This window comes from Brevundimonas sp. BAL450 (assembly GCF_015767455.1).
GTDB lineage: Bacteria > Pseudomonadota > Alphaproteobacteria > Caulobacterales > Caulobacteraceae > Brevundimonas > Brevundimonas abyssalis.
On record NZ_JADWOW010000049.1, the window covers coordinates 1 to 17,973 of the forward strand.

At 69.4% G+C, this 17,973-nt stretch carries 16 protein-coding genes, 1 pseudogene and 1 riboswitch; of the genes and pseudogenes, 7 read left to right on the top strand and 10 right to left on the bottom strand.

The features are described from left to right. Positions 1 to 74: 74 nt before the first annotated feature. The 9 genes from IWC96_RS07950 to IWC96_RS07990 form a co-directional block, all read right to left on the bottom strand. Positions 75 to 1,229 carry an MFS transporter gene (locus IWC96_RS07950; RefSeq protein ID WP_021698782.1) on the bottom strand — a complete coding sequence of 385 codons (1,155 nt, stop codon included), beginning with the start codon at positions 1,227 to 1,229 and terminating at the stop codon, positions 75 to 77. A gap of 185 nt (positions 1,230 to 1,414) precedes the next feature. Continuing rightward, on the bottom strand, positions 1,415 to 2,656 hold the full coding sequence (locus IWC96_RS07955) for a multidrug effflux MFS transporter (protein ID WP_196838694.1): 1,242 nt from the start codon (positions 2,654 to 2,656) through the stop codon (positions 1,415 to 1,417). A 52-nt stretch (positions 2,657 to 2,708) separates the two neighbouring features. Next, positions 2,709 to 4,289 carry an aminomethyl-transferring glycine dehydrogenase subunit GcvPB gene (gcvPB, locus tag IWC96_RS07960; RefSeq protein WP_196838695.1) on the bottom strand — a complete coding sequence of 527 codons (1,581 nt, stop codon included), beginning with the start codon at positions 4,287 to 4,289 and terminating at the stop codon, positions 2,709 to 2,711. Further along, positions 4,289 to 5,629, bottom strand: a complete 1,341-nt coding sequence (gene gcvPA, locus IWC96_RS07965) for an aminomethyl-transferring glycine dehydrogenase subunit GcvPA (protein WP_196838696.1) — start codon at positions 5,627 to 5,629, stop codon at positions 4,289 to 4,291. Before gcvPA ends, gcvPB begins: the two co-directional genes overlap by 1 nt. A gap of 28 nt (positions 5,630 to 5,657) precedes the next feature. After that, on the bottom strand, positions 5,658 to 6,023 hold the full coding sequence (gene gcvH, locus IWC96_RS07970) for a glycine cleavage system protein GcvH (protein ID WP_021697338.1): 366 nt from the start codon (positions 6,021 to 6,023) through the stop codon (positions 5,658 to 5,660). Between the two features lie 25 nt (positions 6,024 to 6,048). After that, positions 6,049 to 7,161, bottom strand: coding sequence for a glycine cleavage system aminomethyltransferase GcvT (gene gcvT, locus IWC96_RS07975; protein ID WP_045319028.1), 1,113 nt, complete (start codon positions 7,159 to 7,161; stop codon positions 6,049 to 6,051). Positions 7,162 to 7,337: 176 nt separating this feature from the next. Beyond that, positions 7,338 to 7,436, bottom strand: a riboswitch (glycine riboswitch). A 21-nt stretch (positions 7,437 to 7,457) separates the two neighbouring features. Next, the gene (locus IWC96_RS07980) at positions 7,458 to 8,267 is read right to left on the bottom strand and encodes a formyltransferase family protein (RefSeq protein WP_021697340.1); all 810 of its coding nucleotides are present in this window, start codon (positions 8,265 to 8,267) and stop codon (positions 7,458 to 7,460) included. Next, the gene (locus tag IWC96_RS07985; RefSeq protein ID WP_021697341.1) at positions 8,264 to 9,223 is read right to left on the bottom strand and encodes a polysaccharide deacetylase family protein; all 960 of its coding nucleotides are present in this window, start codon (positions 9,221 to 9,223) and stop codon (positions 8,264 to 8,266) included. Before IWC96_RS07985 ends, IWC96_RS07980 begins: the two co-directional genes overlap by 4 nt. Positions 9,224 to 9,251: 28 nt before the next feature. Then, complete coding sequence (locus IWC96_RS07990; protein WP_148291467.1) at positions 9,252 to 9,725, bottom strand: low molecular weight protein-tyrosine-phosphatase; 474 nt, start codon at positions 9,723 to 9,725, stop codon at positions 9,252 to 9,254. 149 nt (positions 9,726 to 9,874) lie between these two features. On the opposite strand from IWC96_RS07990, the gene IWC96_RS07995 reads away from it, so the two are divergent. From IWC96_RS07995 to IWC96_RS08020, 6 genes and pseudogenes are all read left to right on the top strand, one after another. After that, the gene (locus IWC96_RS07995; protein ID WP_021697343.1) at positions 9,875 to 12,733 is read left to right on the top strand and encodes a monovalent cation/H+ antiporter subunit A; all 2,859 of its coding nucleotides are present in this window, start codon (positions 9,875 to 9,877) and stop codon (positions 12,731 to 12,733) included. Further along, positions 12,730 to 13,050 (top strand): annotated as a pseudogene (locus IWC96_RS08000) (Na+/H+ antiporter subunit C); the annotation flags it as partial. The gene IWC96_RS07995 and the pseudogene IWC96_RS08000, both read left to right, overlap by 4 nt. Before the next feature lie 119 nt (positions 13,051 to 13,169). Further along, positions 13,170 to 14,702: a monovalent cation/H+ antiporter subunit D gene (locus IWC96_RS08005; protein WP_196838698.1), complete on the top strand. Its 1,533-nt coding sequence runs from the start codon at positions 13,170 to 13,172 to the stop codon at positions 14,700 to 14,702. Beyond that, positions 14,699 to 15,220, top strand: a complete 522-nt coding sequence (locus tag IWC96_RS08010; protein ID WP_021697347.1) for a Na+/H+ antiporter subunit E — start codon at positions 14,699 to 14,701, stop codon at positions 15,218 to 15,220. The genes IWC96_RS08005 and IWC96_RS08010 overlap by 4 nt, the downstream gene beginning before the upstream one ends. Then, on the top strand, positions 15,217 to 15,492 hold the full coding sequence (locus IWC96_RS08015) for a K+/H+ antiporter subunit F (RefSeq protein ID WP_021697348.1): 276 nt from the start codon (positions 15,217 to 15,219) through the stop codon (positions 15,490 to 15,492). Before IWC96_RS08010 ends, IWC96_RS08015 begins: the two co-directional genes overlap by 4 nt. Positions 15,493 to 15,497: 5 nt before the next feature. Next, entirely contained in the window at positions 15,498 to 15,926 is a 429-nt protein-coding gene (locus IWC96_RS08020; RefSeq protein WP_045319030.1) for a Na+/H+ antiporter subunit G, read from the top strand. Here IWC96_RS08020 and IWC96_RS08025 read toward each other — a convergent pair. After that, complete coding sequence (locus tag IWC96_RS08025; RefSeq protein ID WP_021697350.1) at positions 15,917 to 16,900, bottom strand: class 1 fructose-bisphosphatase; 984 nt, start codon at positions 16,898 to 16,900, stop codon at positions 15,917 to 15,919. The genes IWC96_RS08020 and IWC96_RS08025 overlap by 10 nt on opposite strands. 95 nt (positions 16,901 to 16,995) lie before the next feature. Between IWC96_RS08025 and IWC96_RS08030 the strand changes: the two genes are divergently transcribed. Then, positions 16,996 to 17,973, top strand: a 978-nt coding sequence (locus IWC96_RS08030) for a CaiB/BaiF CoA-transferase family protein (protein WP_196838699.1), incomplete at its 3' end; no start/stop codon positions are given.

Genomic DNA, 17,973 nt, shown 5'->3' on the forward strand with positions numbered 1-17,973 from the left:
GGCCCCCTCCACCATGCTGCGCATGGTCCCCCTCCCCCGATGGGGGAGGATTGCGCGCGCCGGGATGGGCGGCGCTAAGCCAACGCCCCCCGCACCCGCCACCCGGCCGCCAGCCCCAGTCCCGCCAGCACGGCCATGGCCAGATAGCCCAGCGCGCCATAGGCGTCGTACAGCGGGCCGGCCATCAGGGTGGCGAGGCCGATCAGGACGCCGGAGGACAGGGCCGACAGCAGGGTCTGGGCGGCGGTCTGGTTGGCGGGCGGGGCGAGGCGCTCGACGATCTGCAATCCGGCGAGGAAGGTGGCGGCGAAGCTGAGCGCATGCAGGGCCTGCAGCGGCCACAGCAGCCACAGGGGCGGCATGAAGGCCAGAGCGACCCAGCGCACCACCGCCGCGCCGCCGCCGATCATCAGCAGCAGCCACGGCCCGATCCCGCGCCGCCGCCGCCACGGCTCCACGATCCACATGAACAGCACCTCCACCACCACGCTGAAGCCCCACAGCATGCCGGTGATGGACTCCGGGATGCCCCGCGCCTTCCACTCGATGGCCGAGAATCCGTACAGGAAGGCGTGGGTGGCCTGGATGGCGCCCACGGCCAGGATGGCGGTCATGAACACCGGGTCGGCGACGAGGGCGCCGAGGCCCTTGAAGCGCTCACGCTTCGGCGGGGCGGCGCCCGGGTGGACCCGCTCGGCGGGCAGGACGGTCAGGGCCGTCAACGCGCCGATCAGGAAGGCGGCGGCGAGCCAGACGATGATCACATCGGGCGAGGCGCGCAGCAGCAGCGCCCCCATGCCCACATTGGCGGCCACGAAGGCCAGCGACCCGGCGCTGCGCGGGGCGGCGAAGGTGAAGCCCTCGCGGGCGGCGCCGCGCAGGGTCAGCACGTCGGCCAGGGGGATGACCGCCGCGGCGGCTGTCGCCCCGATGAACCACAGGGGCAGCCACAGGGCGAAGCCTTCCACCAGCCCGGCGGCGCCGTAGCCGGCGGCGGCGATGACGCTGAGAATGGCGATGGCGGTGCGGCGCAGGGCGAAGCCGTCGGCCCAGACCGCGATCATGGGGCCGGTGACCAGACGCGCCAGCATGGGGGCGGCCAGCAGGGTGCCGATCTCGGCCCCGCTCAGCCCCTGGGACTGGAACCACAGACCGGCGAACGGCAGGCTGACGCCGGTGGCGCCGAACAGCAGGATGTAGTGCAGCGCATTGCGCCAGGCGGTGCTCATGGCCGGGCCTTTAGCAGGCCGGGCGGGTCACACAACCAGCCGCTCATTCCCGCGAAAGCGGGAACCCAGTCCTTTGGGTGTTGCAGCGGGCGAAGGATCATCCTCGGCTCGCCAGTCCTGAAGCACAGGCGTCAAGCTGGACAGAGCTGGGTCCCCGCTTTCGCGGGGATGAGCGGAAAACGGGATCAGGCCGTGTCATGGCGGCGGAACAGCCGGCCCTTCTCGGCCCACAGCACGAAGGCCAGCGCCCCCAGGCCGCAGACCACGAAGCCCACCGACAGGGGCAGGGTCGAGCCGTCGTACTGCTGGCCGATGAAGAACCCGATCAGGGCCCCGCCCACGGTGGTGATCAGCCCCTGCACCGAGGACGCCGTGCCCGCGATGTGGCCCAGCGGCTGCATGGCCAGGGCCCCGAAATTGCCCGGCACCAGGCCGAAGAACAGCATGGTGGCGGCCTGCAGGGCGATGAAGGTCCACAGGGTCTCGTGGCCCAAGGCGGACACCAGCACGTGCAGCGCCGCCATGCCCGTGAAGCCGAACAGGGCCAGGTGCGACAGGAACCGCATGCCCATGCGCTCCACCAGCCGCGCGTTCAGGATCGAGGCCACGGCGATGGCGCCCGCGATGCCCGCGAAGGCGATGGGGAAGACATTGGGCCGGCCGAAGGTGTCGGCGAAGATCTGCTGGGCCGAGTTGATGAAGCCGAACAGGGCGCCGGTGATCATCATCATGCCCAGCATGTAGCCTACCGCCTGGCGATGGGTCAGGCTCTCGCGGAAACCCGCCGCGATGCGGCTGAACTGGATGGGCAGGCGATACTCGGGATGCAGGGTCTCGGGCAGCTTGAGGAAGCACCAGACCAGCCCCGCCGCCCCCGCCGCGCCCAGCACCAGGAAGATGGCCCGCCACTCGGCGAAGAAGAGCACCAGCTGGCCGACGCTCGGGGCGATGATCGGCACGCCGAGGAAGACGATGAAGGCCAGCGACATGACCCGCGCCATGGTCCGGCCCGAATAGCAGTCGCGGACGATGGACACCGCCAGCACCCGCAGCGCCGCCGCGCCCACGCCCTGCAGGGCCCGCGCGATCAGCAGGGTGTCGAAGGTGGGCGCCAGGGCCGCGATCAGGCCGAACAGGGTGTAGATCCCCAGCCCGATCAGCAGCAGCGGCTTGCGTCCGAACCGGTCCGCCAGCGGCCCATAGACGATCTGCGCCCCGCCGAAGCCCAGCAGATAGGCCGTCACCACCCACTGGCGGTCATTGTCCGCCAGCACGCCCAGGTCCGCCCCGATCTGCGGCAGGGCCGGCAGCATGGCGTCGATGGCCAGAGCGTTCAGGGCCATCAGGGTCGCGATGGTGACGACAAAGGCCCTGAACCCCAGACCGGGATGCGGCGGGGCGGACGAAGCGGAGGCAGGAGCGGACATCGGCTCCATATCGGCGCGCAATAACGGCGGCGCTAGTCCGCCGCCGAAAGAATCACGCCGCCCGGTTGCTGCCCTCCGGCGCGGTCCAGCGCAGGACCGGCTGGCGGGCCGCGCGGGTTTCGTCCAGACGCCGCATGGGGGCGTGGAACGGGGCGCCCTTGAAGCGGTCCACGTCGCCGGCCTTGGCCGCCGTCGCCAGCGCGCGCATGGCCTCGATGAAGCGGTCCAGCTCGGCCTTGGACTCCGTCTCGGTCGGCTCGATCAGCATCGCCCCGTGCACCACCAGCGGGAAGTACATGGTCATGGGGTGGAAGCCCTCGTCGATCATCGCCTTGGCGAAGTCGAGGGTGGTGATGTCCGTGCCCTTCAGCCACTCATCGTCGAACAGGGCCTCGTGCATGCACGGCCCCTCGGGGAAGGCGGCGCTCATCAGGTCCGACAGCCGGGCCTTGATGTAGTTGGCGTTCAGCACCGCGTCCTCGGCCACCTGACGCAGGCCGTCCGAGCCGTGGCTCATCATGTAGCTGAGCGCGCGCACATACATGCCCATCTGGCCCTGGAAGGCGCACAGCCGGCCGAACGCCTGTTCGGCCTCGTCCTCGGCGAACTCCACCAGCTTGAAGCCGTCCTTGCCGCCGACCACCCAGGGGGCCGGGGCGAACGGGGCCAGCGCCTCGGACAGCACCACCGGACCCGCGCCCGGCCCGCCGCCGCCGTGGGGCGTGGAGAAGGTCTTGTGCAGGTTGATGTGCATGGCGTCGACGCCCAGATCGCCCGGCCGCACCCGGCCGACGATGGCGTTGAAATTGGCGCCGTCGCAGTAGAAATACGCCCCCGCCTCGTGGGTCAGGCGGCTGATCTCGAGAATGTCCCGCTCGAACAGGCCGCAGGTGTTGGGATTGGTGACCATGATGGCGGCCACGTCGTCGCCCAGCTTGGCCTCGAGGTCGGCCAGATCCACGCGCCCGTCGTCGGTCTGGGCGATCTCCACCACCTGATAGCCGACGAAGGCCGCGGTGGCGGGATTGGTGCCGTGGGCGCTGGTGGGCACCAGCACCTTGTTGCGGGGCTTGTCCGAGCGCAGGCCGTGACCCGCCGCCCGGTGCGCCGCGCGAATGGCCATCAGGCCGCACAACTCGCCGTGGGCGCCCGCCTTGGGCGACAGCGCGACGGCAGGCATGCCGGTCAGGGTGGTCAGCCAGTGCGACAGGGAGTCCATCAGCTCCAGCGCGCCCTGCACCGTCGACTGCGGCTGCAGCGGGTGGATGTCCGAGAAGCCCGGCAGGCGCGCCATCTTCTCGTTCAGGCGCGGGTTGTGCTTCATGGTGCACGAGCCCAGCGGATAGATGGCCAGGTCAATGGCGTGGTTCTTCTGGCTCAGCCGCACATAGTGGCGCATGGCCTCGGGCTCGCTCAGCCCCGGCAGGCCGATGGGATCGGCCCGCACCAGACCGCCCAGATCGCCGCCGTCGGTCTTGGGCTCCGGCAGGTCGACGCCGGTCTTGCCCCAGCCCTCGCCCTCGAAGATCAGCGCCTCGTCCTGCAGCAGGCCGCGTCCGCCCGTCAGGGTGTCGGGCTTGGTCTCGACCGTGTTCGGCGTGGTGGGGCGTCCCACCGTGTTCATGGTGCTCATCACAGAACCTCCGCCAGGGCGGTCTTCAGGGATTGGATGTCGTCGTCCGTGGTGGTCTCGGTGGCCGCGATCAGCAGCACGTCGTCGAACCCGGCGCCGGGGTTCAGGCGGCCATAGGGCACGCCCGCCAGCACGCCGCGTTCGGCCAGCTGCTCCACCACCTCGACGGCGTTCTTCGGCAGCTTCACCGCGAACTCGTTGAAGAAGCGCGGGGTCAGAATCTCCACGCCCGGCACCGACGACACCGCATCGCGGGTCGCCAGCGCCTTTTCATGGTTCAGCAGGGCCATGCGGCGCAGGCCGGTCTCGCCCAGCAGGCTCATGTGGATGGTGAAGGCCAGCGAGCACAGGCCGGAGTTGGTGCAGATGTTCGACGTCGCCTTGTCGCGGCGGATGTGCTGCTCGCGGGTGGACAGGGTCAGGACGAAGCCGCGCCGCCCCTCCGCGTCCGCCGTCTCGCCGCACAGGCGGCCGGGCATCTGGCGCACCAGCTTGTCGCGGGTGGCGAACAGCCCGATGTAGGGCCCGCCGAAGTTCAGGGCATTGCCGATGGACTGGCCCTCGGCCGCCACGATGTCCGCGCCCATCTCGCCCGGCGACTTCAGCAGGCCCATGGACACCGCTTCGGTGACCACCACGATCAGCAGGGCGCCCGCGGCCTGGGCCGCCTCGGCGATTTTCGTCACGTCCGTGGCCGTGCCGAACACGTTCGGCGTCTGCACCACCACGCAGGCGGTGTCGGCGTCGATGGCCGCAATCACCGCGTCCTCGGCGTCGATGGCCGGGTCCAGCGCCTGGGTCTCGACCCCCACCGCGTGGACCACCGTCTCGGTGGCCGACACATAATGGGGATGCACCCCGCCGGAGATCACCGCCTTGTTCCGGCGCGTCACCCGGGTGGCCATCAGCACGCCCTCGGCCATGGCGGTGGAGCCGTCATAGAGCGAGGCGTTGGCCACGCCCATGCCGGTCAGGTTCGCCACCTGGGTCTGGAACTCGTACAGGTACTGCAGCGTGCCCTGGGCGATTTCCGGCTGGTAGGGCGTGTAGCTGGTCAGGAACTCGGACCGCTGGATGATGTGGTCCACCGTCGCCGGCACATGGTGGCGATAGGCCCCTGCCCCGCAGAAGAACGGCGCGTCCCCCGCCACGGTGTTCTTGCCGGCCATGCGCTTGAGGCTGCGCTCGACCTCGAGCTCCCCCATCACGCGGGGCAGGTCCACGAAGCCGTCGCGCCGCGCCGCCTGGGGCACGTCCACGAACAGATCATCCACGGATTTCGCTCCGATGGCGGCCAGCATGGCCGCGCGGTCGTCGGGCGTCAGGGGGAGGTAGCGCATGGCGGGGAGGTCCGTGCTGAAAGGGGCTTTAGAGCGTGGTCAGGTACTGGTCGTAGGCCGCCTGATCCATCAGGGCGTCCAGCGCCGAGGCGTCGGCCACCTTGATGCGTGCGAACCAGCCGTCGCCCTGGGGGTCGGCGTTGACCGTCTCGGGGGCCGAGGCGAGGACGGCGTTGGCCTCGACCACCTCGCCGGCGACGGGGGCATAGACGTCCGAGGCCGCCTTGACGCTCTCGACCACGGCGAAGCTGTCGCCCGCCTTCACGGTCTTGCCCACTTCCGGGGTCTCGACGAACACCACGTCGCCCAGCGCATCGGCGGCGTGCTTCGAGATGCCGACAGTGGCCACGTCGCCGTCCAGACGGACCCACTCATGTTCCTTGGTGTAACGCATTGGCTGGTTCCTTGCGGGCCTGAGTTCAGGACTTGGGTTTGCGATAATAGCGGTTGGCGACGAACGGCGTGGCGACCACCTCGGCGGCCAGCGGCTTTCCGCGCACGATGACGGTCAGCACCGTTCCGATCTCGGAGAACTGGGGCGACACATAGCCCATGGCGATGTTCTTCCCCAGCGACGGCGACGGCCCGCCCGAGGTCACCTTGCCGATGACCTTGCCGTCCGCGTCGGCGATCTCCGCGCCTTCCCGGGCCGGGGCGCCTTCCTTGACGTGCAGGCCGACGCGGACCCGCGACAGGCTGCCGTCCAGCTCCTTCAGGATGCGGTCGGCGCCGGGGAAGTCGGCGCGCTCCTTGCGCGACTTCGACAGGGCGAAGGCCAGGGCCGCCTCCACCGGGCTGGTGGTCTCGTCGGCGTCGTGGCCGTACAGCGGCAAGCCCGCCTCCAGCCGCAGCGAGTCCCGCGCGCCCAGGCCGATGGGCTTGACCCGCGCGTCCTCCAGAATGGTGTTCCAGATGCGCTCGGCCTGATCCGCCGGGACCGAAATCTCGTAACCGTCCTCGCCGGTGTAGCCCGAGCGCGACACGAAACAGTCGGCGCCGAACAGCATCAGCCGCGCACAGTCCATGAAGCCGAAATCGGCCAGCACCGGCTCATACGCCGCCATGACCTCGGCGGCCTCGGGCCCCTGAATGGCCAGCAGGGCGCGGTCCAGCCGGGTCAGTTTCGCATCGCCTTGAAGCCCCGCCTCGATGTGGGCGAAATCGGCGTCCTTGCAGGCGGCGTTGACGACGATGAACAGGCCGTCGTGGTCGGGCTTGCCCGCCATCAGGTCGTCCATGATCCCGCCCTGGTCGTTCAGCAGCAGGGAGTATTTCTGGCGGCCCGCCTTCAGGATCCCGTAGTCGCCGGGCACGAAGCGCTCGAACTGCGCCACGGCGTCGGCGCCGGTCAGCTTGGCCTGACCCATGTGCGACACGTCGAACAGGCCGGCGTGCTCGCGGGTCCAGCGGTGCTCGGCCAGCACACCCTCGTACTGGACCGGCATGTCATAGCCCGCGAACGGCACCATGCGCGCGCCCAGCGCCCGATGCGCGGCGTTGAGAGGCGTGGTCTTCAGGGTCTGGTCGCTCATGGGCACGCTCCGGCTGGGGTGGGTCGGCGGCGCACCGGGCGAAGCTTCGCCCGTCACGCGCCCCCGCTGTCCTGAAGCCTGAGAGATTCCGTCCCGTCCCGGCTCGGCGCTCCGCACCGTCCGGGATGACAAGACTTGCTCCGTCGGCGAGCCCGAAGGCTGCTTTCCAGCGTTCCTGAGCCGTCGCGGTCCTTTTGCCTGAGCGTTTCCGGGGCGGTTGCGCCTTCGGCTCCGAAGCCCGGAATCAGGACCTCGATCTCTCCCGCGAGAGCCACTCTTCCCTGTGCGCGGAACCCCTAGGAGTCAAGCGGCGCCGGTTGGTGCAGACGCAGAAACGGCATGGCCGGCGCCGTCTCCAGCGCCCGCTTCAGCCCCTCGGGCGTCGGGGCGGCGGCCAGATAGGCCTCGGCCGCCGCATCGTCGAAGTCGCGGTTGCGGGTGTAGCGCAACTCCTGCCCCCGATCCTGAACCACCGGCGCCATGGCCGCGATCTCGCCCGAGGCGATGCGTTCGATCAGACTGTCGTGGGCCGCCTTGACCGCCTTCATGCCGAACACGAACGGGTCCACCGCCTCGATGGGCGGCCGGGCGTGATACAGCATGTCGCCGCTGTCCAGGCCCCGGCTCAGCCGGTGGATGGTCGCCCCCACCAGATCCGGACGGCCGTCGTTCAGCGCCCAGAAATTGCACGAGCTGCCCCGGTACCAGGGCGACAGGCCCATGTGGATGTTCAGGGCGTCCCGGCTCACCAGATGGTCGATCAGCGGCCCGCGGATATAGCTGGCCCCGAACACCACGAAGAGGTCGGACTCCAGCGCCGCGCCCAGCCGCTCCATGGGCATCAGCGACAGATCGCCCATGCGCAGCGGCAGCTGCCGCACATTGTCGGGCAGAAACCGCGCCTGACCGAATACGGTCTGCTCGGCCTCGACCACGCGGCCGAAATAGCGCTGCATGACCTCGCTGCGGCGGAAGAAGTCCTCCACCTGCCCCGGGAAGGCGGTGACGCATTCGTGGACCACGAACACCTCGTCGGCGATGGCGGAAAGACCCTCGGCCAGCGACAGGTGCCGAGGACTGTTCGACGTAAAAAGGGTGATCTTCACAGCAGCCCCATCTGTCTGGCGATGCGCCCATGGTCCTCGCGCGGCAGTTCCAGCGGCCCGCCGCCACAGTCATGCAGGTTGGACCGAAAGCCCATTACGATTCCCAGTTCGCCCAGCACTTTCAGGGTCCGCGCGTCATAGGCGTTGCAGGGATGGCTCATGACCGTCGGCGCGGCGCCCAGCAGGCCGGTCAGGTGGGCGTGGTTGCGCCGATATTCGTCCCGCTGCCTCGCCTCGTCCAGCGCCGCCAGATCGGTGGGATGGCTGTAGGAATGCAGGCCGATGACGTGGCCCTGATCGCGCAGGTCCAGCAGATGGTCTTCCGTCATCCACAGCCGCGCCGCCGCCTGCTCCAGATCGAAGCCGTCGTCCTCGTCCATCAACGCGTCCATCAGCGCTTCGTAGCGCGCCGGTCCCAGCACCCGATCGCGCAGGAAGCGGAACCGCCGGTCGGCGTCGGTGTAGAAGTCGAACTGCGCCAGATAGCGCTCCGCCTGGAAATCGCTCAGCGCCGCGCGGGCCTCCGCGCCATGGTCAGACCGCTCCAGACGGGCCTGAAACGCCGCGTAGAATTCATCGACGTCGCCGAAGCGGGTGCTGCGGAAATGACGGTACAGCTCCAGCCGCTCGGACCGCCCCTCCAGCACCGAGGAATAGACGAACCAGAACCCGGTCAGGCCGTAGGCCTTCAGCACCGGGGCGGCGATCTCGGACTGGCACAGCAGGGCGTCGTCGAAGGTCAGGCACAGATCGTCCGGCCCCAGCCGCCCCGCCAGCGCCCGCTCGGTCCAGTCCTGCGGGCTCAGGAACCGGTCGGGGCCCAGCCAGTCCAGCATGTCGGCCAGTTGCTGGCCGGTGATGGCGCCCTGGCCGTCGGCGTGGCCCTCGCCCCTGAAGTGATGAAACATCACCCCGTGCGGCGGCGCGGCGTCCTGTCGGGCGGCTGAACGAATCATGGGGCCCAGCCTGCCCGCCAAATCCTGCTTATGTCTTGCCGGACCCCGCCAGTCGTTCCGCCAGCCCGCGCGCCGCCGCGCTGACGTCGGCCCAGGTCACGTCGAACCCGTCATCCCCGCCGTAATACGGGTCCTCCACCGGCGCGCCCGCCCGGCCGGCGTGCGCCAGCATCAGGCTGAGTTCGGCCTGCGCCCCGGACGGCTTCAACCGCTCGAGATTGGCCAGATTGTCGGCGTCCATGGCCACGATGTGGGTGAAGCGGACGAAGTCCTCCGCCTTCACCTGACGGGCGCGATAGCCGCCGATGTCGACGCCGTTGCGCCGCGCCGCCGCCTGGGCCCGCTGGTCCGGCGGCTCCCCCTGATGCCAGCCGCCCGTGCCCGCCGAATCGACCGCGACCGCCAGCCCCAGCCGCTCCGCCTCCAGCCGGAACGCCGCCTCGGCCAGCGGCGATCGACAGATGTTGCCCAGACAGACGAACAGGACGGCGATTTTCGGCATCTGGACCACTCTTTATTCATAACGCGCGCGAGCCGGTGGCCCCGCGCCGAAATCGGACGTCCGGGTCTTCTAACCAGCGGCATTACCCGCTAGCAAACCGCCTTCGGGAACGTTGTGATCGTTGTTCCGGCCCACACCGAGGAACCGCCTTGCTGCTTGCCTTCCTGGCCGTCCTGCCGCTGATCGGCGCCCTGGCGCCCGCCCTGGCGATCCGGGCGGGCCGCGACGCCTGCGCCCTGGCGGCCGGGCTGGTGACCCTGACCGCCATCATCATCCTGGCGACCATGGCCCCGGCGGTCATGGCGGGCGAGGTGATCCAGGCGCGCATCGACTGGGTCCCGTCCCTCGGCCTCAACGCCAATTTCTTCCTCGATCCGCTGGGGCTGATGTTCGCCGGGATGATCCTGGGCATCGGCCTTCTGATCATCGTCTACGCCCGCTTCTATCTGTCCAAGGCCGACCCCATGGGGCGGTTCTTCACCTATCTGCTGCTGTTCCAGGGCGCGATGCTGGGTATCGTCCTGTCCGACAACATCCTGCTTCTGCTGATCTTCTGGGAGCTGACCAGCCTGTCGTCGTTCCTGCTGATCGGCTTCTGGCGCCACCTGCCCGAAGGGCGGCAGGGCGCGCGCATGGCCCTGGCCATCACCGGCGCGGGCGGGCTCAGCCTGATCGGCGGCCTGATGATCCTGGGCAGCATCGCCGGGTCCTACGACCTGACCGTGATCCTGGAGAACCGCGAGGCGATCCAGGCCTCGCCGCTGTATCTGCCCGCCCTGATCCTGATCCTCGGCGGCTGTTTCACCAAGTCGGCCCAGTTCCCGTTCCACTTCTGGCTGCCCCACGCCATGGCCGCGCCCACGCCGGTCAGCGCCTATCTGCACTCCGCCACCATGGTGAAGGCAGGCGTCTTCATGCTGGCCCGCCTGTGGCCGGTGCTGGCAGGCACCGACGCCTGGTTCCTGATCGTCGCCACCACCGGCCTCGTCACCATGGTGGTCGCCGCCTGTATCGCCCTGTTCAAGGACGACCTGAAGGGCCTCTTGGCCTATTCCACAGTCAGCCATCTGGGCTTCCTGACCATGCTGTTCGGCCTGGGCACCCCCATCGCGGCGGTGGTGGGCGTGTTCCACATCATCAACCACGCCACCTTCAAGGCCGCCCTGTTCATGAACGCGGGCATCGTCGATCACGAGGCCGGGACCCGCGACCTCAAGCGGCTGGGCGGGCTGTTCAGCCTCATGCCCATCGCCGGGACCCTGGCCCTGATCGCGGGCCTGTCCATGGCCGGCATCCCGCCGCTGAACGGCTTCATCTCCAAGGAGATGATGCTGGAGGAAGCCTCCCACACCGTCTGGCTGGGTCAGCCGTGGGTGTTCCCGGTGCTGGCGACCCTGGGCGCGACCCTGTCGGTGGCCTATTCGCTGCGCTACGTCATCCATGTCTATTTCGGGCCGAAGCGCGACGACTATCCGAAAAAGCCGCACGATCCGGGCATCGGCCTGTGGGGGCCGCCCGCGGTCCTGACGGCGCTGGTGGTCCTGATCGGCCTGATGCCCGCCCTGTTCGCCGGCCCCATTGTCGCGGCCACGGCCGGGGCCGTGATCGGCGCCGACCTGCCCTACTATTCGCTCAGCCTGTGGCACGGCGTCACCCCGGCCCTGTTCATGAGCATCTTCGCCGTGGCCGTGGGCGCCTTTCTCCTCTGGCGTCATCGCACTCTGGAGGCGATCTGGGCGCGCGTCGGCGTGCCCGAGGCCAAGGGCCTGTTCGACGCCTTCGTCGAGACCCTGGCCGCCGCCAGCCGCCGCCTGACCCTCAAGGTCCATAACGAGTCCCTGCAGCGTTACCTGGCCTTCTTCGTGGGAACCGCCGTCGTGGTGGGCCTGGCCGGCTTCTTCACCGCCGACCACAGCGAGGGCACGCGCGAGGTCATCGCCGCCACCCCCGTCGCCGTGGTCGCCTGGCTGGTGCTGATCGCCGCCACCGTCGCCGTGGTGGTCGCCCACCGGGCCCGGTTCCTGTCCCTGATCTTCATCAGCGTGGTCGGCTCCACCATCGCCCTGACCTTCGCCTATCTGTCCGCCCCCGACCTGGCCCTGACCCAGATCTCGGTCGAGGTGGTGACGATCCTGCTGCTGCTGCTGGCCCTGAACCTGCTGCCCAAGACCTCGCCCTCCGAAAGCTCGGTCCCGCGCAAGCTGCGTGACGGCCTGCTGGCGGTCACCGGCGGTCTCGGCGTCGGCGCGGCGGCCTGGGCGGTGATGACCCGCGACGGCATGCAGTCCATCTCCCGCTTCCACTGGGAGAACAGCTACTCCGGCGGCGGCGGCACCAATGTGGTCAACGTCATCCTGGTGGACTTCCGCGGCTTCGACACCTTCGGCGAGATCATCGTCCTGGGCATCGCCGCCCTGGCCATCTTCGCCCTGCTGGACACCGCCGACCGGGGCGAGGCGGGCCGCCGTCTGGCCAACTGGACGCCGGACCTGATCCGCTCGCCCGAGCGCCACCCCATGATGCTGGTGGTGGCCACCCGCCTGCTGCTGCCGCTGGCCCTGATGGCCGGCCTCTACATCTTCCTGCGCGGCCACAACGAGCCCGGCGGCGGCTTCATCGCCGGACTGGTGTTCTCCATCGCCCTGCTGATGCAGTTCATGGCCTCGGGTTGGGGCTGGGCCGACGCCCGCCTGCGGGCCGACCACCACAATCTGATCGCCTGGGGCGTGCTCATCGCGGGCCTGACCGGGGTCGGATCGATGTTGTTCGGCGCGCCGTTCCTGACCAGCGCCTTCGACTATTTCTCCCTGCCGGTGGTGGGCGAGTTCGAGCTGGCCACCGCCATGCTGTTCGACGTGGGTGTGGCCCTGACGGTGGTGGGCGCGGTCATGCTGGCCCTGGCCCAGCTGTCCCGCGTGGCCCAGCGCGCCGAGAAGCTGGAGCCCACAGAGCACGCCATGGACATCAATCCCTCCCGTGAGCCGTCGTCCACGGAGGTGAAGTCATGAGCCTCGAGTTCCTCATCGCCACCGCCATCGGCGTCATGACGGCGGCGGGCATCTATCTGCTGCTGCGCCGCCGCACCTTCCCGGTGGTTCTGGGTCTGGCGTTCCTGTCCTACGCCATCAATGTGTTCCTGTTCTCCATGGGCCGCGTGGTGGTGGATCAGCCGCCCATCTACGACAAGGCCGCGGCCGCTTACACCGACCCCCTGCCCCAGGCCCTGGTCCTGACCGCCATCGTCATCGCCTTCGGCATGACCGCCTTCGTGGTGGTGCTGGCCCTGCGGGCCTATCTGGAGACCGGCACCGATCAGGTGGACGGTCTGCCGGACGCCGGCCGTCCGGTGGAGGACGGCGTCGACGCCGATTCCATCACACCCGACAGCGGCAAGGGGGTGACCACCCCCTCAAGTAGCCCGAAGGGCGGTAGGGGAACTCGAGCATGACCGCCTCCGCCATCGCGCCCTGGGTCGTCGCGCCCGTCATCATTCCCGCCCTCGCCGCGGCCCTGATCCTGCTGGTCATGCGTCACAAGCTGACCCTGTCGCGGGTCACCACCCTGGGGGTCTGCGTGGCCCTGGTGGCCATCAGCGCCGTCATGCTCGGCCACACCGCCACCGGCGCGGTCGAGGTCTACGCCATGGGCGACTGGTCCGCGCCGTTCGGCATCGTGCTGGTGCTGGACCGGCTGTCGGCCATGATGGTGCTGCTGACCTCGGTGGTGGCGCTGGGGGTGCTGATCTACGCCATCGCCACGGGACTGGACCGCAAGGGCTGGCATTTCCATCCCCTGTTCCAGTTCCAGCTGCTGGGCCTGAACGGCGCCTTCCTGACCGGCGACCTGTTCAACCTGTTCGTCTTCTTCGAGGTGATGCTCCTGGCCTCCTACGGCCTGATGCTGCACGGCCAGGGCGCCGCGCGCCTCAAGGCGGGCGTGCAGTACGTCATCATCAACCTGGCGGGCTCGACCCTGTTTCTGGTGGCGGTGGGGATGCTCTACGGCGTCACCGGCACCCTCAACATGGCCGACATGGCCCTTCGCGTGGCCGCCGCGCCCGAGGGGGATCAGGCCCTGATCAAGGCGGCGTCCCTGCTGCTGATCACCGTCTTCGCCCTCAAGGCCGCGCTGGTCCCGCTGCACTTCTGGCTGCCGCGCACCTACGCCTCCACCTCCGGCGCCGTAGCCGCCCTGTTCGCCATCATGACCAAGGTGGGCGCCTATTCCATCATCCGGGTCACCACCCTGATCTTCGGCGACGACGCCCAGGCCTCCGCATGGGCGCCCGCCGACTGGATGCTGCCCGCCGCCCTGATCACCATTGCGCTCGGCTTCTTCGGGGTGCTGGCGGCGAAGGGGCTGCGCGACCTGGCCGCCTTCGCCGTGGTGGGGTCCATGGGCACCCTGCTGGCCGCCGTGGCGGTGTTCCAGCCGGACGCCATGTCGGCGGCGCTCTACTACACCGTCCACTCCACCCTGGCGGCCGCGGCCCTGTTCCTGGTGGTGGACCTGATCGCGGTGCGCCGGGGCGAGTACGGCGACGCCATCAATGTGGGCCCCCGGTTCCAGGACGTGGAGAAACTCTCGGCCCTGTTCTTCCTCGCCGCCATCGCCATGGTCGGCCTGCCGCCCCTGTCGGGCTTCATCGGCAAGCTGTTGATCCTGGACGGGGTGCGTGACGCGGCGGGCGGCTACTGGATCTGGGCCGTCATCCTGATCACCACGGTCATCGGCATCCTCGGCTTCGCCCGCGCCGGCAGCCGGCTCTTCTGGAAGAGCGCCGCCGTCGAGGGGGACTGCCACGCCGGCCGCGTCCACGGCGGCGGCCCGGCCCTCGCCATGGCGGCGGGCTTCATCGCCCTGCTGGCCATGGCGACCGTCTTCGCCGGACCGCTGACCGCCTACACCGACGCCACCGCCGCCCAGCTGTTCGAGCGCGACGCCTACATCAACACCGTCCTGGGAGGTGTGTCGTGAGCGAGCTTCCGGTCCAGCGCCCTTCCCTGATCCAGCGCATCCTGCCCCACCCCGCTCTCTCGGCCATGCTGGTGGTGGTGTGGATGCTGCTGCTGAACGACCTCAGCTGGGGCGGCCTGCTGCTGGCGGTCATCTTCGCCGTCATCATTCCCCTGATCACCAGCCGGTTCTGGCCCGGCAATCCGCGCATGCGTTTCGGCCCGCCCCTGTGGGGCTATGTGACGATCGTGCTGTGGGACATCGTGATCGCCAATTTCCAGGTGGCCTGGATCATCCTGTTCCGCCGCAACCGGGACCTGCGCTCGAGCTGGCTGGTCATCCCCACGGACCTGCGCTCGCCCGAGGCCATTACGGCCCTGGCCGCCACCATCAGCTTGACGCCCGGCACCGTCTCCACCGACATCTCCGCCGACGGCCGGGCCCTGCTGGTGCACATCCTGGATACGGACAACCCCGACGCCGAGATCGCCCGCATCAAGTCCCGCTATGAGGCCCGCCTGCTGAGGATCTTCCCATGAGCCCGATCGGATACGCGCTGGGCTTCGCCATCGGCTGCGTCGCCCTGGGCATGCTTCTGAACCTGTTCCGTCTGCTGCGCGGGCCCACCAGCGGCGACCGAATCCTGGCGCTGGACACCCTGACCATCAACATCATCGCCATGGTGGTGCTGTTCGGCCTGTGGGAGCGCACCGCCGACTATTTCGAGGCGGCCCTGCTGCTGGCCATGGTCGGCTTCCTCGGCACCGTGGCCTATTCCAAATTCCTCCTGCGCGGCGACATCGTGGAATGACCCCCATGCTCGAGATCATCGTCGAATATGTCATCGTCCTGCTGCTGGTCGTCGGCGGCGGCTTCCTGCTGGTCGGCTCCTGGGGCCTGGCGCGGCTGCCGTCGCTGATGACGCGCCTGCACGGCCCGACCAAGGCCACCACCCTGGGCGTCGGCGCCTGTCTGATCGCCTCCATGATCTTCTTCCCGGCCATGGAGGGGACCTATTCGGCCCACGAGTTGCTGATCGCCCTGTTCCTGTTTCTGACCGCGCCGATCACCGCCAACATGATCGCCAAGTCGCACCTGCACCGTCAGGGCCGCAACATCGACCCCAACCCTGCCGACGACATCCGAGAGGGCCTGCCCCAGCCGTCTGGCGGCAAGGGCTGGGCGACCTTCGACGACAGCGCGACCCTGGATCAGAAGGTCGTCAGCCCGGTCGATCAGCCGTAGGTCAGCAAGGTCTCGATCTCGGCCTTCGACCCCAGCATCACCGGCACGCGCTGGTGCAGGGCGTCGGGGACCACGTCCAGCAGGGCCTTGGTCCCGTCGCTGGCCGCGCCGCCCGCCTGCTCCATCACCATGGCCATGGGCGCCGCCTCGTACATCAGGCGCAGGCGGCCCGGCTTGGACGGGTCCTTGCGGTCCGCCGGGTACATGAACACCCCGCCGCGCATCATGATGCGGTTCACGTCCGCCACCATGGACGCCACCCAGCGCATGTTGAAATCCTTGCCGCGCGGCCCCGTGGTCCCCGCCAGACAGTCGGCGATGTAGCGCTGCACCGGCTCGTGCCAGTGGCGCTGGTTCGAGGCGTTGATGGCGAATTCCTTCGTCTCGGCCGGTACGGCGATGCGGTCGTGGGTCAGCACCCATTCGCCGCTGACCGGCTCCAGCGTGAAGCCGAACGCGCCGTCGCCCAGGGTGAACACCAGCAGGGTCTGAGGGCCGTAAACCACATAGCCCGCCGCGACCTGGTCACGGCCCGGCTGAAAGAAGTCCTCCGCCACGGGATCGCGCGGCGTCTCCACCATGGGCGCGGGCAGCACCGAGAAGATGGTGCCGATGGACACGTTCACCTCGATGTTGCTGGACCCGTCCAGCGGATCGAACAGCACCAGCCAGCCCTCGTGCGGTCCCGCCTGGGCCACCGGCACGATGCCGTCCTGTTCCTCGGAGGCCGCCGCCACCACGCCCGGCGCGGCGCGGCACACGTCGATCATGATGTCGTCGGCGGCCAGATCGAGCGTCTTCTGCACCTCGCCCTGCACATTGGTGTCGCCCGCCGTGCCCAGCATGTCCGCCGTCGCCCCCTGACGCACCGCATGGCTGATGCGCACGCACCCGTCGGCGATCCCGGCGATCAGGCCTTTCAGGCTTTCGGGGGCGGATTGGGCTTTCAGGAAGGCGGCGAGGGTCTGGGCCATTGGGGGTCTCCGTATGCTGCAAGGCGATCTCGCATCCCGCGACGTGGGGCGCAACCTGCGCTATCCGTAGCGAAACGAAACGGGAGGAATCGGGCATGAGTCAGGGTCCGTTGAACGGTCTGCGCGTCGTGGAGTTCGCCGGCATCGGTCCGGCGCCCTTCTGCGCCACCCTGCTGTCGGACCTGGGCGCCGAGGTGCTGCGCATCGATCGTCCGGGCGGCGGCGCGGCGCTCCATGACGTCACCGCGCGCGGCCGGGCAGGGTCGCTGGCGCTGGACCTCAAGGCCGAGGCCGACCGCGCCGCCGCCCTGCAGGCCATTGCCGCCGCCGATGTGCTGGTCGAGGGCTTCCGCCCCGGCGTCATGGAGCGTCTGGGTCTGGGCCCCGATGAGGCCCTGGCCGCCAATCCGCGCCTGATCTACGGCCGCATGACCGGCTGGGGCCAGACCGGGCCGCTGGCCCACGCGGCGGGGCACGACATCAACTACATCGCCGTCACCGGCGCCCTGGACGCCATCGGGCCGAAGGGCGGCGATCCGGTTCCGCCGCTCAATCTGGTGGGCGACTACGGCGGCGGCGCCCTGTATCTGGCCATGGGAATCCTCGCCGCCCTTCACGAGCGCCAGACCTCGGGCAAGGGCCAGGTCATCGACGCGGCGGTGGTGGACGGGACCGTCTCCCTGATGGGCGTCTTCAGCTGGCTGACCCACGACGGCCTCACCAGCATGAAGCGGGGCGAGGGCCTGCTGAACGGCGCCATGCCCTTCTACCGCACCTATGCCTGCGCCGATGGGCGCCATGTGTCCGTCGGCCCGCTGGAGCCCGCCTTCTATCTGGAGCTGCGCACCCGTCTGGGTCTGACGCCCCAGCCCGCCGGGGACATGGACCAGCAGGCCGCCGAACTGGCCGCCGTGTTCCTCACCCAACCCCGCGACCACTGGACCGCCCTGCTGGAGGGCACGGACGCCTGTTTCGCCCCCGTCCTGTCGCTGGACGAGGCGCCCGCCCATCCGCATCTGGCCGCCCGCGAAAGCTTCACCGAAGCCTTCGGCGTCACCCAGCCCGCCCCCGCC